This is a genomic window from Achromobacter sp. GQ309 (assembly GCF_059759315.1).
Window position 1 is genome coordinate 282,518 of record NZ_JCAXDP010000001.1, and the last position, 17,666, is coordinate 300,183.

15 protein-coding genes are annotated in these 17,666 nt (G+C 62.2%); 4 read left to right on the top strand and 11 right to left on the bottom strand.

Annotated features, from left to right (window positions below; all coding sequences use genetic code 11):
- Window positions 1-517 precede the first annotated feature (517 nt).
- From AC6CIE_RS01425 to AC6CIE_RS01440, 4 genes are read left to right on the top strand one after another with little or no spacing between them, the layout of a single operon-like run.
- Entirely contained in the window at window positions 518-3,535 is a 3,018-nt protein-coding gene (locus AC6CIE_RS01425; protein WP_498090866.1) for a toxin VasX, read from the top strand.
- Window positions 3,532-4,431, top strand: coding sequence for a hypothetical protein (locus tag AC6CIE_RS01430; protein WP_452001280.1), 900 nt, complete (start codon window positions 3,532-3,534; stop codon window positions 4,429-4,431). Before AC6CIE_RS01425 ends, AC6CIE_RS01430 begins: the two co-directional genes overlap by 4 nt.
- A gap of 12 nt (window positions 4,432-4,443) precedes the next feature.
- On the top strand, window positions 4,444-5,259 hold the full coding sequence (locus AC6CIE_RS01435) for a hypothetical protein (RefSeq protein ID WP_498090868.1): 816 nt from the start codon (window positions 4,444-4,446) through the stop codon (window positions 5,257-5,259).
- Entirely contained in the window at window positions 5,259-6,152 is an 894-nt protein-coding gene (locus AC6CIE_RS01440) for a hypothetical protein (protein WP_495603262.1), read from the top strand. The genes AC6CIE_RS01435 and AC6CIE_RS01440 overlap by 1 nt, the downstream gene beginning before the upstream one ends.
- Before the next feature lie 83 nt (window positions 6,153-6,235).
- Here AC6CIE_RS01440 and AC6CIE_RS01445 read toward each other — a convergent pair whose 3' ends face one another.
- The 11 genes from AC6CIE_RS01445 to AC6CIE_RS01495 form a co-directional block, all read right to left on the bottom strand.
- Window positions 6,236-7,507, bottom strand: a complete 1,272-nt coding sequence (locus AC6CIE_RS01445) for a WcaI family glycosyltransferase (RefSeq protein WP_495603263.1) — start codon at window positions 7,505-7,507, stop codon at window positions 6,236-6,238.
- The gene (locus AC6CIE_RS01450) at window positions 7,504-8,064 is read right to left on the bottom strand and encodes a putative colanic acid biosynthesis acetyltransferase (RefSeq protein WP_056563330.1); all 561 of its coding nucleotides are present in this window, start codon (window positions 8,062-8,064) and stop codon (window positions 7,504-7,506) included. The genes AC6CIE_RS01445 and AC6CIE_RS01450 overlap by 4 nt, the downstream gene beginning before the upstream one ends.
- Window positions 8,061-8,948, bottom strand: a complete 888-nt coding sequence (locus AC6CIE_RS01455; RefSeq protein ID WP_175138034.1) for a glycosyltransferase family 2 protein — start codon at window positions 8,946-8,948, stop codon at window positions 8,061-8,063. Before AC6CIE_RS01455 ends, AC6CIE_RS01450 begins: the two co-directional genes overlap by 4 nt.
- Window positions 8,949-8,961: 13 nt before the next feature.
- Window positions 8,962-10,092 (bottom strand): glycosyltransferase, encoded by a 1,131-nt coding sequence (locus tag AC6CIE_RS01460; RefSeq protein ID WP_191575817.1) that lies wholly within the window; start codon window positions 10,090-10,092, stop codon window positions 8,962-8,964.
- Window positions 10,085-11,377, bottom strand: coding sequence for an O-antigen ligase family protein (locus tag AC6CIE_RS01465; protein WP_175126166.1), 1,293 nt, complete (start codon window positions 11,375-11,377; stop codon window positions 10,085-10,087). The genes AC6CIE_RS01460 and AC6CIE_RS01465 overlap by 8 nt, the downstream gene beginning before the upstream one ends.
- A gap of 28 nt (window positions 11,378-11,405) precedes the next feature.
- The gene (locus tag AC6CIE_RS01470) at window positions 11,406-12,323 is read right to left on the bottom strand and encodes a glycosyltransferase family 2 protein (protein WP_224776689.1); all 918 of its coding nucleotides are present in this window, start codon (window positions 12,321-12,323) and stop codon (window positions 11,406-11,408) included.
- Window positions 12,324-12,328: 5 nt separating this feature from the next.
- The gene (locus AC6CIE_RS01475) at window positions 12,329-13,633 is read right to left on the bottom strand and encodes a lipopolysaccharide biosynthesis protein (protein ID WP_498090870.1); all 1,305 of its coding nucleotides are present in this window, start codon (window positions 13,631-13,633) and stop codon (window positions 12,329-12,331) included.
- A 44-nt stretch (window positions 13,634-13,677) separates the two neighbouring features.
- Window positions 13,678-14,631 carry a GDP-L-fucose synthase family protein gene (locus tag AC6CIE_RS01480; RefSeq protein WP_105239707.1) on the bottom strand — a complete coding sequence of 318 codons (954 nt, stop codon included), beginning with the start codon at window positions 14,629-14,631 and terminating at the stop codon, window positions 13,678-13,680.
- 6 nt (window positions 14,632-14,637) lie between these two features.
- Window positions 14,638-15,747 (bottom strand): GDP-mannose 4,6-dehydratase, encoded by a 1,110-nt coding sequence (gene gmd / locus AC6CIE_RS01485; RefSeq protein ID WP_175126163.1) that lies wholly within the window; start codon window positions 15,745-15,747, stop codon window positions 14,638-14,640.
- 10 nt (window positions 15,748-15,757) lie between these two features.
- Window positions 15,758-16,120, bottom strand: a complete 363-nt coding sequence (locus AC6CIE_RS01490) for a VanZ family protein (RefSeq protein WP_175138037.1) — start codon at window positions 16,118-16,120, stop codon at window positions 15,758-15,760.
- A gap of 115 nt (window positions 16,121-16,235) precedes the next feature.
- On the bottom strand, window positions 16,236-17,666 hold the full coding sequence (locus tag AC6CIE_RS01495; RefSeq protein ID WP_498090872.1) for a mannose-1-phosphate guanylyltransferase/mannose-6-phosphate isomerase: 1,431 nt from the start codon (window positions 17,664-17,666) through the stop codon (window positions 16,236-16,238).

The window sequence follows — 17,666 nt, forward strand, 5'->3', positions numbered from 1 at the left end:
GTCAGGGCCTGTGCGGGTGGCGATGCTGCCTGCACGGGCCCTGCTTTTTTTTGGGCGCGTGAAAGTTATCGCAATAAAAGTCGTTCGTTGAGCGTTGCGTCATCGGATGCTGTGCCACTGAGCATTGCAGCGGCGCGTGGCGGGTCCCGGCCACGCCCAAGGTTGCGAACCCGATCAAGTTCTCAGCTGCTGCACGTCAAAATCATACGTGTCTGATATCCAAGCCTGTGTTGGCATGCCGTAATGGCCGGGCGCGGGCTGAGCACTCATCGGGGATGAGAAAGGCCTGTCGTTCCCGGGAGCACGCCATTTCTATCCAGTCCGATTTGCGGTTCACATTTGCCGTCTACGACAAGTCCTTCGTCGTCGTCGATTTCACGTTGCAGAGAGGTCTGTCCAGGAACTTCGTGATGCATGTGGCCCTGGCTATCGCCAATGCGGCCGCCGACATGCGCAATGTTCTTGACCAAGCAGCGGCGCTCACGATCCGGTGTCACGCCATCTTGAGGAACCCGACATGAAGCAGCCCTACAAGAAAGCACTGGGTCCCGACCGTCCCAATGAAAAACAACTGGGCAAGGCCATCTCACCGCCAGCGTGTCAGCGATGCGTGCCCATCTATCCTTTGCGCTATGGCGTTGCAGAGCGCTCCTGGGAAGAAGGCGTGTTTCCGACGCTTAGCACCGATGGCTATCCCGAGCTGGCCGCTGGCAAGGCATACGGCCTGCGCGTGCTGCGTCCCGGCGCCTACGTCTACCTGTGCTATTTCCAGCACGGCCGTATGTGGACGCAGCACTATCAAGTCACCGATGACCTGCGCTTTGCACGCATTTGGTGGACTCGCGAAGACGATCAGGATGACATCCCGGGGCGGCTCGCTCGCCCTGAGATCGCCAGCGCCAGACCCTATCTATCTGCCCCAGAGAGCAAGACAGCGGACGTTGTCTACCTGCTGACCAGTGAGACGATGCTCACCCATGCTTGGCTATGGAGCATTGAGAATGATGCCGATGGCATCCGCACCAGGTTGGCGACAACGGTCAGACCGTCCGGTGGCGTTGAACAGCCCCACGCGTTCAACATTGCGCTGCTTGCTCACGCAACACCGGAACTGCGACGACCCGGCTCGAACGAAAAGCCGGGCTACACATGGAGCGAGATATCTCTCCCCGAGTCGTTCACGACCTACGACACCGTCATTCCAGGCGCTCACGTCGAGCTTGTTCCCATAAAGGATATCGTTCCGCTGGCGGTCGTACTGCACGACCCGATCGGCGTCGTGAGTGAATTGGCGCATCTCGTCGCTGTTGCCGCGGCAGATCGGCAAGTTTATGAAATCGATAACAATCACGCATACACGAGCGCGACCGTCATCAAACAGTACTTGCAGAGCGTTCAGAAGCAGGCGACCCCGCAAGCCCACGCCAAAAGGCGAGATCTGGTTCGCTTCGATCAAAACAGCAATGCGGATGTCTTGTTCGGCAATGCGGTTCCATACATGCTGGCGTACGAAGAAGCCGTCAAGCGGAAACAGTCCGCCATCGACACGCTAGTGAACGACCTGGAGAGTTGGATCAAGACTGGCGGCAGCGCCATCGCCGACGATTGGCAGGGTGGGTGGTTCAGCAAGGTGCTGTCCTGTTTCGACCTGGGCGCAAAAGAGAATGCGCAAGACTACGAGCGGGTTGTTGCCCACTGCGTTGGTAACCTGACTCACAGCGAAAGCGGTCGATCCACCTACCGAAAGATGTTGTTGGCCCAACCAGAAAAAAGTCCTGTCTGGTTGGCGCTGGGTCACGGCATCCGAGCGCTGCACGGCAACTTCGCCAACCCTCCGCTGCTGAAAAATGTGCTGGACATTGGGGTTGCCGCCTTTGCGCCTATCTTTCAATTCAATGTTTCTTATCCGGCGACTAAAGCCTCAGATGTACTCGTCAACCAGATGCTGTCACAGCTGGGTGATATGAGTTTGCCCGATGCTACGGCCGACAGGATAGTTCGACGATTACGCCTATTTGCTGAAGTTCGTGTTGGCAGCACGATCGTCACGTACCGCGTGTCCAGCGCTGAGGCGCGCTTTCAATACGCCCAGTTTCATGGTGAGCAACACATGAACACCGAACGGCTCAGGAAGTGGGGTATTACGGTCAAGCGGCCATTGCGCAACCAGGCGGCATCGGTGCTCCTATACGAAGAGGTGCGCGTGGGCGACCAGGTGAAACGCATTTCTTCCGCTCCATCCACAGCGAACAATCGACAGCCTTTCCAACTTGAAGGAAATGTTTTCAGTCGTATGCTGGAGCAGACCCGTCAAAGTCGAGCTTACGGCGCCGCGCAGGCTGGAATTGTGCGCGCGGAATATGGGTTCACAGGCCTTGCTGCCGTATCAGCCATCATGGCACTGCGCTCTTCAATCAGAGATCTCGTGAACGGGAAGGATGATCGGTCGCTTGTAGGTATGGTTAACGGCGTCAGCGCATTAGCGGCAGTGGCAGCTGTGATTAGCTCCGGTTTGTTGGTGAAGGGCGATCTGATCCAACTACATGCATTGGCGAAAGGGAAGTCACTTGCTTTAGCCCGATTAGCCGCTTTCGAAGTGCGAAGACTAGCAACGATGTATGGCGCAGGAGCTGCTGGCCTTGGAGCTGTCGCCGACGGAATACGTGCTGCTATCGCATTCACGACGCAGCAAAATTTCGAAGCGGGCCGAATGTATCTTGCGTCTGCTGGGTGCGGAGTGTTGGCGACCGCGGGCTTGGCTTTAAGCGCCTCCGGCACCGTCCTTGGCATTATCGGACCAGTCGGCTGGGTCGTGCTGGCCTTCATCGCCACTGTTGGAGTAATTTATTTCAGCATCCAGGCCGCTTTCGCGAAGTTTCAGCCCGACGAAGTCTGGTTGGCCCACTGTTATTGGAGTCGGGGAGATCAAGCATATCGCTATAAATCTATGGGCCAGGAACTCGCTGCTTTTCACGGCGCCGTCTACGGCGTTCGCGTTATAGCGAGTTGGGAGACGCCCTCGATGTCGGCGCGCGACATCATAATCCGCAGTATCCCTGTCTACGGTCTCTGGCAAGACAGCGTTGATCTAAAGCGTGCTGCGGCCAAGGAAGGCATAGGGACGCTTTCCCTATCTGTAGTTCTGCCCGCGTATCCTACTTTAAACGAAGGGCCGCCGCTCATAAGCCATGACGATGTTTTCCAATACACGCTCAATGCCAGGAGACACGGTCAAAGCCTGAATATAGTCCGCGGACCCATCGCAACTGGTCCGGGTTACCGCTTTCCGTATGACACGGAATGCATGGTCGTTGGTAAGGACTATATTCGAGACGGTACCCGCCATGTGAGTTGGCAAATTACTATGCGGGCAGACACGGAGATCATGCTGGATTACTGTTACAGGCCGGATATCGTGAACGAACCTGGCCTCGCGATGTTCCCACAGCAGGAGCCGCTTGTCTTTACACACGGTACGTGGCTCACAGATCCCATCGACGAAGCGCTGCTTGCTCCAGTCCAGGAGCCTAAATGATGCGGACTACCAAGCAGCTTCGGCAGCTCCGCCCAACGTTCAGGGACGTTCAGAGAAAGTGGCGGCTGTTTCGCTTCGCAAGTACGTTATTGCCACTGGACGCTGACTCACGCGAAACGCCCGCCATCGAAGCAACGCGATTCAATGAAAATTGCGTCGAAGTGGTTTCCGATACTTTGCAAACCGGAAAGGAGGGGGCGCTTCTACGAATTTTCGTTTTCTCTGGAATTTTTTTATTTCTCTATGCGTTGATCGGAGGCTTTGGCGGCTGGTCTGCAGGCGTGTTGATACTGTCACTCGGCCTCCCTGGTATTGGTCTTCTGTCGTTTTTCATTCCTCGTGTCTTGAGTCCGCGCTATCGATATCGTTGTTCGAAAGTGCGTTTTGATCGCCGTAGTCGTCGTGTCTACTATGTTCCGTATCCGGACGAAAGCTCGGAAGCGGTGTGGGAGCTTGATTGGGATCAGTTGCTGGGAATTCAATGGTCAACAGGTCAGGCGCAACCGTATCTTTACCTTGTTGGCTATACGTGCAACCTCCCCGAGCCTCAATTGGTCAAGATACCCGTAATTTTTAACGAGAAGATTTTCGGAACCCAGATCTGGGCTTGGCTTCATCTGTTTATGGATAAGGTCGGAAACCTTCCCCCACCAAGAATCATCCTCTTCCCTCAGAATCCGGGCGACGTGCTGATGCGCTATGGTGGCCGCCGGATCTTTAGGTCCCTAACGACGAGGAAGGGGTGGTTATGGTTGCCTGTGACGATCTGGGTGGATTTGGCGATTCTGCTTCTATACATGCCATCCTGGGCCTTGCCGCAACTGATCGTCCTCAAATATCCGGAGATTCAATTTCCGGAAGAGAACAATCGACATTGTGGCTTTTCTTCGGGCTAAACAAGAACGCAGATGCGCCGTCGCATACTGCCGTGCCGCGGCGCCCAAAGTTTCGTAGATTTGCGCGTTGTAGCTGAGCTTGCGCACTACCTCTGCCATCGCCACGTGGTGGCGTTCATTGCCACAGCAGGAGCAGCTTATTTCAGTTTCCAGGCCGCTCTCGCCAAATTCCAGCCCGACGAAGTCTGGTTGGCACATAGCCATTGGAGTCTGGGTAATCGGGCATATCGATATAACTCGCTGGACCAGGAACTCAATGCATTCCACGGTGCCGTGTACGGTGTCCGCGCTGTAGCGAATTGGGAGACTCCCTCAATGTCGGCAGGCGATATCGTAATTCGCAGCATCCCTGTTTATGGCCTTTGGCTAGACAGCGCTGATCTAAAACGTGCTATCGCCAAGGAAGGAGTGGGAACGCTTTCGCTCACAGTGGTCTTGCCCGGCTATCCCACTTTGGGCGAAGGCGAGACCGTCATTAGTCATGCCGATATTTTCCAATACACGCTCAAAGCCAAGAGGAACGGCAAAAGCCTGAATATGGCCCGCGGGCCCATCGCTACACCTCCGGATTACCGCTTTCCCTATGACACAGAATGCATAGTTATTGGCAAGGATTCCATCCGCGATGGCACCCGCCAGTTGAGCTGGCAAATCACTATGCGTGAAGATACGGAGATATTGCTGGACTACTGTTACCGACCGGATGTGGTGGACCAACCCAGCCTCGCGTTGTTTCCACAAAACGAACCGCTTGTCTTCACGCGCGGTACTTGGCTAAAAGATCCCATTGACGATGCGTTGATCGCTCCGGTTCAGGAACCCACGTGATGCGGGCTACCAAGCAACCCCGCCGCCCGCGCCCGTCATTTAGAGAAATCCAGAAAAAATGGAGGCTATTTCGCTTTGCATCGACGCTACTGCCTCTGCAGCCCGACGCGCAGGAATCCTCCGCCATAGAGGCAACCAAGTTCAACGAGCATTGCATCGAAGTCGTATCCGATATGCCAACCGAAGGTGAGGGGCTCATTCTTCGAATGTTCACTTTCTTTGGGCTGGTTGTTTTTTTTATTGCAGTGGTCGTAGGCGTTGACGACTGGTTCGGATTGATTTGGCTGTTCGTTCTAGGCTTTCCAGTCATAGGGCTTATGTTGTTCTTCCTTCCTCGCGTATTGGGACCGCGCCATCGATACCGTTGTTCGAAAGTTCGTTTCGATCGCCGTAGTCGTCGGGTCTACTACGTTCCATATCCCGAAGAAAGCTCGGAGGAAATATGGGAACTTGATTGGGATGGGCTTCAGGGCATCAGGTGGATGACGGGTCATGCGCAACCGTATCTTTACATCGTGGGCTATACCTGCAACCTGCCTGTGCCGCAATTAGTCAAGATACCCATAATGTCCAACGAGAGAATTTTCGCAGACCATATCTGGGCTTGGCTTCATCGGTTTATGGCCCAGATCGAAGACTTGCCCCCACCCAAAATCATCACATTCCCCCAAAGTCCGCGTGATGTGCTGATGCGCTACGGTGGCCGTTGGATCGTAAGGTCTCTCACCACAAAGAAGGCGCGGCTATGGTTGCCGCTGACAATCTGGGTGGATTTGGCGATTCTGCTTGTGTTCATGCCGTCCATGGCCTTGCCGCAATTGATCGTTCTCCTATACCCGGAGATTCAATTTCCGGAAGAGAACAATCGACATTGTGGCTTTTCTTCAGGCTAAACAAGAACGGCGGGGCAAGGCGACGCTGTGCATGATGTCCCGAGCCCGCCAATGCGTGCGCCAAGTCCGACAGACACCGCCTCTCAAACATCCCCCTCACTCGCCCGCGTCCCCGCCGGCGCTCCGCGGCCCTTGCTCTTCGCAATCGCCATAAACTCCCGCTCCGCCGCACCTAGCACCGCGTCCACATGCAGATGCGCCATCGCATACTGCCGTGCCGCCGCGCCCAAAGTTTCGCGGATTTGTGCGTTATAGCTGAGCTTGCGCACCGCTTCGGCCATCGCCACGGCATCCTCGGGCGGTGTCAGCAGCCCGCACCGCGAAACCACACTGGCCAGCTCCGTACCGCGCGCCGCGCCGCAGACCACCGGGCGGCCGCTGGCCAGCATGCCGGTCAGTTTTGAAGGCATCACCAGGTCGGCGGCGCCGGCGCGTTGGGGCAGGAGGTGGATGTCCGCGGTGCCCAGCAGCGCGCCCAGGCGTTCCGCTGGCTGCAGATCCAGAAAGATGACGCGCGTCAGGCCTTGGCACTTCTCTTCCAGCGCCGCGCGTTCAGGCCCTTGCCCGCAGAACAAAAACCACAGGCGGTCCTCGCGGTTGAGACGCCGCGCCACGTCCGCCAGAATCTGCAGACCCTGCTTGCCGCCCATGTTCCCCGAATACAACGCAACGATGGCGTTATCCGGAATGCCGAGCTGCGCACGGTAATCGCCGCCTTCGGCCAGCGGCGTGATGGCGTTGACATCGATCCAGTTGGGCAGCAGCACCGCACGGGCGGGTTCGATGCCTTTGGATAGCGCCAGATCCAGCATCCGGTTTGAAATCGTCGACACGCGATCGAACCGGCGCATCAACCAGCGCTCGGCGCGCTTGACCATCGATCGCAAGGCGCCGCCCTTCAGCAGCCCCAGTTCAAACGCCGCGTCGACCTCGAAGTCCTGGATGTGCAGCCAGGCGCGCGCGCCGGTCAGGCGCGCGGTCAGCCATGCGGCCGGGGCGCAGAAGAGGGCGGGTTCGACGACCAGGATGATGTCCGGGCGGCGCATTGCGGCGCGCAGCAGCGACGGCAGGCTGGACAGCGCGAAGCTTGCCAGGTGCACCAGGCGCTTGGCGCCGCCAGGTCTTTCGGGCACCCACAAGGGCGCGCGTCGCACGGTCACGCCGCGGCGCGTTTCCTTGGCATAGCGCGAGCCGCGGTAGCCCTCGTGCACCTTCCATTGCGGGTAGTAGGGCGGGGCGGTGACCACACTGACTTCGTGCCCGCGCGCGGCCAGCCATTCGGCCAGTTCGGCGGTGTACTTGCCGGTGCCGGTCAGTTCGGGCGCGTAGTTGATGCCATAGATGAGTATTTTCATGTTGGCGTGGCGGTGCGGGGCCGGATGGGTCGGCACGGGTTGCCGTGGCAGACCATTGCGGCGGGCATGTTGCGGAACACCGAACTGCGTGCGCCGATGACCGCCTCGCGCGCGATCGTCACGCCGGGTCCGACGAACACGTCGGTCGCCACCCACGCGCCGTCTTCGACGCGCACGGCGCGTTCACGCAGCGGGAAGTCGGGCCGGCCGGCGTCGTGGTCCGCCGCGCACAGATAGCTGCGCTGGGACACCACGGCGTGCGCGCCGATGTGGATGGGGCCCAGGCTGTAGATCACCGCGTCGTCGCCGATCCAGGCGTAGTCGCCGATCTCGACCTTCCAGGGGTAGGTGACCGTGGCCGTGGGCCGGATCAGCACCTTGTGGCCCACGCGCGCCCCGAAGCAGCGCAGCAGCCAGCGGCGAAAGCCGTAGGCCACCTGCGGCGACCAGCGAAAGAGCGTGCCTTGCACCATCCACCACAACTGCACGGTCAGCGCCGAACGCCCGCGCTGACCCGGCGCCAGCGCGAACTGGTCCAGGCGTTGCAAGGTGCTCATTTGGCCGCTCCCGCAACGGCATCGCGCTGCGACGCGGCCTCGCTGGCCCGGCGCGCCTTCAGGATTTCTTCGGTCTTGATGCGGATCTGCCAGTAGTACATGGCGCGCGCGACGGCGTAGTCATAGCCCGCCTTGCCGTCCAGGAAGCCCAGCTTGAAGACGTAGGAATGCAGAAACGAGATGGGCGCCTTGAACGGCATGGCCTGGAAGATTTTCTTGAGCAGCGCGCGTCCGCCCACATTGGCTTCGCGCGGGTCGTTCATCAGGCCCTTGGTGCGCAGGTTCGCTTCCCAGTCCGAATAGCGGTTGTGCTTGTCGAAGTAGTGATAGAGCGAATCGTGGTCGTTGTGCACCATGCGCTGGCGCAGCGCGAACGTTTCGCCCTGGACCTGCGGCTGGTAGTGGCCCTCGACCTCCCACATGTTGGCGACGTCCAGGTCGTCGTAGTCCAGGAAGCGCGAGCGGTCGCGCGCCAGCAGCGCCAGCTTGTAGACGCGGTGGCCGTGTTCGAGCTTCTTGCCGCAGAACACGTAGTCGAACGGCACAAAGGCGCCGCCCGCGCCGGCCGCAAAGCGCGGCAGCACCTCGCGGATCTCGGCGGCGAGGCTTGGCGTCATTTCTTCGTCGGCGTCGACATACAGGACGACGGGGTGCGAAAAAGGAAGCTGCTCCAGGCACCACTGCTTTTTCTTCGGATACTTGCCGTCCCAATTGAAGTTCGACACGTGCGCGCCCATCGCCGTGGCGATCGAGCAGGTTGCGTCCGTGCTGTTGGAGTCGACGACGAAGACCTCGTCGAACTCCACCAGCCCCTTCAAGCACTTCGCGATGTTGCGTTCCTCGTTCTTCGTCATCACCACGACGGATACCGGTATCTTCTGCATGATGCTGTCCTGTTCAGGGCGTTCCGCGCTGCATGAGCGGGCGGAAGAGATCGATGACGTTGCGGCAGTGCCGCTCAAGGGAAAAGGCGTCCGCGCGCTCGGGGCCCTGGGCCGCCAGCTTCTCGCGCATCTCGCCGTCGTAGGCCAGGCGCCGCACCGCCTCGGCCAGCGCCTCGGCGTCGCCGACCGGCACCAGCAGCCCGTAGCGGCCGGCGTCCAGGATCTCGGCCGGACCATGCGGGCAGTCCGTGGAGATCACGGGCACGCCCAGGCACAGGGCCTCCACCAGCACGTTGCCGAAGCTCTCGCGCACGGAGGTGAGCGCAAAGGCGCCAGCACCGGCGATGACCGGAAAGGGGTTGTCGATATGGCCCGCCAATGTGACCTGCGTGCGCGATGGCCTGTCGTCGATGCGCTTTTGCAGGGCGGCATGCTCGGAGCCTTCGCCCAGGATCGTGAATGCGATACGCGGGTCGTCCAGCAGCGCGGCCGCGTCGATCAAGGTGGCATAGTCCTTCACCGCCTCGAGCCGGCCCACGGCCACGACGTGGTAGGGAGACTCGCCACCGTCGTTCAGCCTGGGCTGCGCGCCTTGCCGGCGCACGTTATCCAGCGGCACGCCGTTGTAGATGGTGTGGACCTTGCCGCGCAGCGGCGGGAACATGCTGACCAGGTCTTCCTTCACACCGCGCGACACGCCCACCACCGCGTCATGGCGCCGGTAAGTCTGACTGACCAGCCAGCACTTCAGACGGCGCATTTTCGATGCGCCGTAGTGGATGGCCGGGCTGCTGTGCTCGAAGGCCACGGTTCGGAAGTTGCCGCGCAGGACCTTCTTGGCCAGCACGACCAGCATGTTGCACAACAGACCGTGCGAGCAGACGATGGCGGGCTTTTCGCGGCGGATGTGCTGCAGCAGCTTGAAGAACGCCACGGGCAGCGCCAGCCGCAGCTTGGTTGGGGACTCGATGATCGGAAATGCGCGGGTGACCTTGGGATTGGCGATGGGATACTCGCGATTGCGCGAACGCAGCAGGAACAGGGCGGAGTCCACCCCCTGTTCCGGCAACGCATCCACAATGAAGGCGACGCATCTTCCGACGCCGCCATGCAAGTCCGGTGCGACAAACAAGACATCAGACATGGGGTATTACTCGCGTGGGTGGCGCCCGGCGCACGATATCCGGGCGAGGGCTGGGAGCGGGAGATTCTTGGCGAGGCACCGGCATGATCTGTGCATTGCGCATCAGCGACAGGCAATAGCACAGCAGGAAGCCGGTAAACGCGGTCTTGGGCGCATAGGCCAGACCGCCGGACATCGAGTCGATGAAGATGTAGATGGGCGCGGTGGCGAGCAGATATCGCCGGTGCATCTCCAGCCCGGGATGGGCGTAGCGCCGAAAGAGCGAGAACAGCAGGATCAATAGTGGCGGCAGCATGATCATGATCGTGCCGACCACGCCGAACTTCATCAGGTAGAAGGCCCATGAGTTGTGCGCGAACGTGCTCAGCTCGAAGCCGTTTTCGCCCATCACCCAGCTGCGAAAGCCCGCGCCCTTGCCGAACACGGGGCTTTCCGCGAAGAACTGCATCTGGCCTTCCATCTCCTGGACGCGCGCGCCGTAGCTGGAGTCTTCGTCCAGGCGCTCGACGCTGAAGATCCGATCGGTCAGCACGTCCAGATAGCCGATGGCGCCGAAGATCAGCACCCCGGCCACGGCCGCGGGCGCGAAGATCATCACGGCGCGGCGCCGGATGTCGGCGCTGCCGGCCAGCAGCACGGCGATGATGACGGAGATCGCCAGCTGCAGGTACTGGCTGCGGTTCAGCGAGAACACCAGCGCCATCACCATGTAGAGCGTCAACATGTAGGCCTTGGGGCCCGATACGTTCAGCGTGCGGCGGAAGTACAGCAGTGACACCACGCCCATCGGGATCGCCCACACGCCCAGCCGCACGTTGCGCAGGGGATTGGCGACGCTGAAGCCGGCCGCCTGTTCCACCAGCATCAACGTGGCAACCGCCAGACTCGCCGCAACGATGTACTTCTGCAGGATCGCATAGGCGTGCGGACTGTCGATGTCCTTGTAGCAAAGGAACGGCGTGCAAAGGAAGTAGAAGACGATGCGCAGGTCGCGCGCGACGTCGCCGGTCTCGATGCCGGGGTGATGGCTCGACACCACCAGCAGATAGATCACCGAGATCGCCTGGATGCCCAGCAGCACCCCCAGCGCGCCGCGCGGGAACGCGTACGCGCCCGGGTCGGCCAGCCGGAGCGCCTTGACGCCCAGCATGGCCACGAACAGCAGGTCGAAGGGCGAGAGCTTGAAGCTCCCCACCCCGATGACGAACCTGTCGTCGTTCAGCGCCAGCGCGGTGAAGACGAACAGGCCCAGGAGGTGCAGGGTGGAAAGCCGGCGCGTAGTCATTGCAGTTCCGTATCAGTGTCGGTCCGGCCTAGTGCGCGGCCCAATCGTCGCGTCCGAAGATCTTGGTGGTCAGCTTCTCCAGCAGATACGTCAGATCGCCCTGGCGTGCGTGCGCGGCGACTTTCGAGGCGCGGCAAGACAGTTCGAACAGCTTGCCCAGACCCGGTTCGGTACGCCGGATGCGGCTGACGATCTGTTCGCGCTCTTCCAGCAGCACGTCCTGCATCAGCGCCGTCTTGGTCTCGTCGTGGGCGGTGTAGACGCCCAGCGCGTCCGGCACGATCAGGTTCTTGCCTTCGCGCAGCAGCCGGCTCCACAGCTCCAGGTCCATGCAGTAACGCATGCTTTCCTGCAGCAGGCCGTACTTGCGCAGCAGGTCGCGGCGGAAGATGGCCGACTGGTTCGGGATCGACGCCTTCACCACCGTCAGCGTGCCGCGGTTGACGGGCGTGTAGTGGATCTTGCGGAAGATGTGGTTGTTGGCATCCGCCACGAACAGGTTGCCGCTGACGATCGGCGCGCGGCCCTTGGCGGCGGCCGTGCCCAGCTTGCGCAGCGCGCCCGGAAAATACAGGTCATCCGAGTTCTGCCAACCGACGTAATCGCCCGTGGCGCGTTCGAAGCCCTTGTTGATCGCGTGCGACTGGCCGCGGTCCGGTGTGCTTTCCCAGTAGGACAGGTAGCGCTCGTACTTCTTGATGATGTCCACGCTGCCATCCGTGGAGCCGCCGTCGATGATGATGTATTCCAGCCGCGGATACCCCTGGTTCAGCACGGACAGGATGGTGCGCTCCAGGAACTTGGCCTGGTTGAACGAGGGCGTCACGATCGTCACCTTGGGCAGCAGGCCGCTGGCGATGGGCGCTGGCGGACGGAGCTCGCGGACGAAGTCGATGAGCTGGCGTGAATACTCGTTGTGGCGCTTGCGCATGTAAGACCTCAGCATGTTGGTTATCGGGTGGCCGCAGGCATGGCGCCCGGAAACTCGGGGCGGGATTGACGGATGGCGAGGGCCACGCCGGCCAGCGTGATCGCCGCGTAGGCCATGCGGCCCCAGGCTGCGGCGTGTTCCCCCGCCACGTGAACCAGTCCCGCCATGACGCACAGCATTGCCAGCCCGCCCAATCCGTTCAGGATCGCGACGGCGCGGGAATTGCCGAGCCCCAGCAGGGAGAAATGCGCCGCAGCGTTCAGGGACAAGAGGCCCGACGCCACGATCAGCAATTGGAATGTGCCCAGATGGCCGCCGGCGACGTCGTCGCCCAGCAGCACGTTCAAGAGCGGCCGGCTGACCGCCAGCACCGCCAGCGTGGCGCCGGCCGACAGCGCCAGGTTCCACAGCATCATGCGGCGGATCTCTCGTTCGGCCGCGCCCGGGTAGGGCGGCGAGACCGAAAGGCGGGTCACGCGCGGCATGGCCTTCTGGAAGATGGCGACGGACGCGGTGTGGATGATCTGGCCCACTTGCACGCCCACGGTGTAGATCGCCAGCGCCGCCGGCCCCATCAGGCTGCCGACCAGCACGCGGTCGACCGAGCCGAAGGCCAGCGCGCTCAGGCTGTTCAGCCACGACCAGCGCGAGAACCGGAAGGCGGCCATCATGGCGCCGCGATCGCGCACGGGCCGCACGATGTAGCGGTCGTAGGCGCGCGAGAACACGCGCATCTTGACGCTGCCCGCGATCAGGAGGCCCAGCGCCTGCGCCAGTCCCGTCCACGTGGGCGAGGCGGTGTACCAGGCGGCCGCGCACGCGAGCGCCATCGTGCCCGTGCGGCTGAAGACCTCGCACAGCGCGGTGGCGCGAAAGTCCTCGCGCCCCTTCAGGCAGCCGGAAAAGAGCTGGTCATACTGCTGCGTGAGATAGATGGCGAGCGCGGGCATGGCCAGCATCGTCACCGCCACGCCGCCGAACGTGGCTTCTGGCCAGCCCAACCCCACCACGCCCCACAGCAGCACGGCAGCCAGGGTCACCACGGCCAGCGCACAGCCGATCAGCGACATGCTGACGCCGGCCGCGCGATAGGCGCCGCCGGGTTCGTGCGCGCTCTCGGACACCAGCTTGGTCGCAGTCACCGCCGCGCCCAGGTTGGCCGCGTTGCCGAAGCCGGCCAGCGCGATGATCATCGAATACTGGCCGAAGCCGACCGTGCCGAGCTGGCGGAACAGGATCGGCAGCGCCACCAGCGCCGCGACGGGACCGATGCCGTACTCCACCAGCCCCCAGAAGGAGGCATTGCCGGCGATGTGTTTCTTCACGAATCCAAGCATCGGTAACCCTGTCTGTCATGCTGGCGCGGCCGTCAGGCCACCGGCAGCGCCTGTTGCGTGCGCTCGCGCAGGAAATGGCCGTAGGCCAGCGTGATGCCATGCGTCAGAGAGATCTCCGGCCGCCAGCCCAGCGCCTGCACGCGCGACGAGTCCATCAGCTTGCGCGGCGTGCCGTCGGGCTTGGAGGTGTCGTAGACGATCTTGCCCTCGTAGCCGATGACGCGCGCCACCAGCCGCGCCAGGTCCGCGATGGAGATGTCCTGGCCGGCGCCGATGTTGTAGATGCCCTCGGCGTCCGGATGCTCCATCAGCATGACGCTGGCCTGCGCCAGGTCGTCCACGTACAGGAACTCGCGCAGCGGCGACCCGGTGCCCCAGATCGTCACGCTTTCCGCGTTGGCCTCGCGGCCCTCGTGGAACTTGCGGATCAGGGCCGGCAGCACATGGCTGCTGTGCAGGTCGTAGTTGTCGTGCGGGCCGTAGAGGTTGGTGGGCATGGCGCAGATGAAGCGCGCGCCGTGCTCCCGCTGATAGGCCTCGCACAGCTTCAGGCCGGCGATCTTGGCGATGGCGTACGGTTCGTTGGTGGATTCCAGCGGACCGGTCAGCAGCGCGTCCTCGCGGATGGGCTGCGGCGCCTCGCGCGGGTAGATGCATGACGAACCCAGAAACAGCAGCTTGCGCACCCCGGCCGCATACGCGGCGCGGATCACGTTGCACTGGATCATCAGGTTCTTGTACAGAAAATCCACCGGATGCGTCTGGTTGGCCAGGATGCCGCCCACCTTGGCGGCGGCCAGGTACACCACGTCGACCGGCGTGGTCGAAAAGAAGCGGTGCACCTGGTTCTGGTTTTCCAGGTCCAGTTCCGCGCGGCTGCGGGTCAGCACGTTCTCGTAGCCGCGCCGGTGCAGTTCGCGGGTGATCGCCGCGCCCACCATCCCGCGGTGGCCGGCGACGAAAACGCGTTGGTCCAGGTTCGTCATGGCGGGCTACTCCTTGTAGGCGTAGATTTCGTAGCCGTTCTGTTCGACCAGCGCATCGCGCCGCGCGTCCTTCAGGTCCGCCTCGACCATCTCCTTGACGAGCTGCGCAAACGTGGTGCGGGGCGACCAGCCGAGCTTTTCGCGGGCCTTGGTGGGATCGCCCAGCAGGGTCTCCACTTCAGTCGGACGGAAGTAGCGCGGATCGACGCGGACGATGACCTGGCCGGCCTTGACGTCATGCACCGGCGAGAACAGCACCGTGGCCGTCTCTTCCAGGCCTTCGCCTTCCCACGCCAGCAGGATGCCCAGTTCGCGCGCGGCGGTGTTGATGAACTCGCGCACGCTGTACTGCATGCCCGTCGCGATGACGTAGTCTTCGGGCGTGTCCTGCTGCAGCATCAGCCACTGCATTTCGACGTAGTCGCGGGCGTGGCCCCAATCGCGCAGGGCGGACAGGTTGCCCAGGTACAGGCATTCCTGCAGCCCCAGCACGATGCGCGCCAGGCCGCGGGTGATCTTGCGCGTCACGAACGTTTCGCCGCGCTTGGGCGATTCGTGGTTGAACAGGATGCCGTTGCAGGCGTACATGCCATAGGCTTCGCGGTAGTTCACGCTGATCCAGTAGGCGTAGAGCTTGGCGGCGGCGTAGGGGCTGCGCGGGTAGAAGGGGGTGGTTTCCTTCTGCGGCGTTTCCTGCACCAGGCCGTACAGCTCGGACGTCGACGCCTGGTAGAAGCGCGACTTGTTTTCCAGCTTCAGGATGCGGATGGCTTCCAAGAGGCGCAGGGTGCCCAGGCCGTCGGCGTTGGCCGTGTATTCCGGTTCCTCGAACGAGACGCCCACGTGGCTTTGCGCGGCCAGGTTGTAGATCTCGTCGGGTTGCACCGACTGGACGATGCGGATGAGGCTGCACGAGTCCGTCATGTCGCCGTGGTGCAGGACGAAATTGCGGGGCTGGTCGTGCGGGTCCTGGTACAGATGGTCGATCCGCGCGGTGTTGAACAGCGAAGCGCGCCGCTTGATGCCGTGGACCTCATAGCCCTTGGCCAGCAGAAGCTCCGCCAGATAGGCCCCGTCTTGGCCAGTTACGCCGGTAATCAGTGCCCGTTTTGGCATGGTTGTGTCCTTAAGACTTAGTGACTGCACGAAAGGAGCCGATGGCTGCGTTACCAATGTGCAAAGAGATTACTGTTGCACCAGCCGCTGAGATATCGGCCAAAAGGTCTAAGAGTTCAGCCTCTCGGTAGGGAAAAAGGGACTGGATGGATTCGTCCACCACTCCCAATGCGGTAACCGCCAGCATGGCCACCAGCGCCGGGCGCCGGTTGACCGATACGTAGATCAGCCCGGTCAGGAAGGCGTAGGCGGCCAGATGCAGCCGCTTGTCGCCAAAGGCATCGGACATGTCCGCCGCCAGCCCGGGAAGATTGCCCACCGTGATGAGCACGATGAAAAAGAGGGCCGCCACGGGCAGGCAGATCTTGGCCATGCCCGGGCGCCAAAAGGGAACCCGCTCCGGCTCTTCGCCGCCGGGCCGCCCCAAGGCGAAGACGGCCCCCTCGGGGGGCAGCAAGCGCGCGGAGCGTGTGCGGCGTGGGGGCTCCCTAAACACGGCCGTAGATGTCCTGGAAACGCACGATGTCGTCTTCGCCGAGATAAGCCCCCGACTGCACCTCGATGATTTCCAGCGGAATCTTCCCGGGGTTCTCCAGGCTGTGGATCTCGCCCAGCGGGATGTAGGTCGACTGGTTCTCGGTCAGCAGGTACTGCTTGTCGCCGTTGTAGATGCGCGCCGTACCCGACACCACGATCCAGTGCTCGGCGCGGTGGTGGTGCATCTGCGACGACAACCGCGCGCCCGGCTTCACAGTGATGCGCTTGACCTGGTATCGCGGCCCCTGGCCGACCGAGTCGTACGACCCCCACGGCCGCTGCACCTCGCGGTGGTGGTTCAGTTCGCTGCGGTGCTGCGACTTGAAGACCTCGACCAGGCGCTTGACGTCCTGCGAGCGCGACTTGTGCGCCACCAGGACCGCGTCGGCCGTCTCGATGACCACTATGTCGTCCAGGCCCACCGAGGCCACCAGCCGGCTGGTCGAATGGATGAGGCAGTTGCGCGAATCCTCCACCATGACGTCGCCCGTGGTGGAGTTGCCTTCCACCGACTTCTGGGCGATGCCCCATACCGCATCCCACGCACCCACGTCGCTCCACGAGGCGGCCAGCGGGATGACCACCGCGCTGTCGGTGCGCTCCATGATGGCGTAGTCCATGGAATCGCTGGGGCATGCCTCGAACGCCGGGCCGTCCAGATGGAAAAGGCCGTTGTCGCCATGCCCCGTCGCCACGGCCGACTGCGCCTGCGCGAGGATCTTGGGCGCCAGCCGGCCCAGCTCGGCCAGGAAAACCGACGCCTGGAAGGCGAACATGCCGCTGTTCCAGTAGTAACCGCCGTCGTCGATGAAGCGCTGGGCGACCTCGGGCGACGGTTTTTCCACGAACCGGCGCACACGGCGCGCCGGGGCCATGGCGCCGGGCTCGTCCGCCTGGATGTAGCCGTAGCCGCTGAGCGGCGCGGTCGGCTTGATGCCGAACGTCACCAGTGCGCCTTGGCGGGCCGCGTCGTACGCCTGGGCAAACGCCGTGCTGAGCACCTCGCCGTCTTCCAGCACGTGGTCCGACGGCATGATGAGCATGATGGGATCCTCCCCATCCTGCATGGCCCGCAGCGTGGCGGCAGCGATGGCCGGCGCGGTGTTGCGCGCATACGGCTCCAGGATGACCTCGACGTCCTTGATGCCCAGCTCATCAGCCTGCTCCGCCGCGATGTAGCGATGCGCCTCATTGCAGACCAGGATGGGCCGCTCTTGCGCGCCCGCCGACTCCAGCCGTCGCAGGGTGTTCTGCAGAAGGCTGCGGTCATCGGTCAAACGGATGAACTGCTTCGGCAACAGTTCGCGCGACAGCGGCCACAGGCGCGAGCCTGAACCACCGCAAAGAATCACTGCCCGGTACGGAGGACGGGGGTTGGTCAT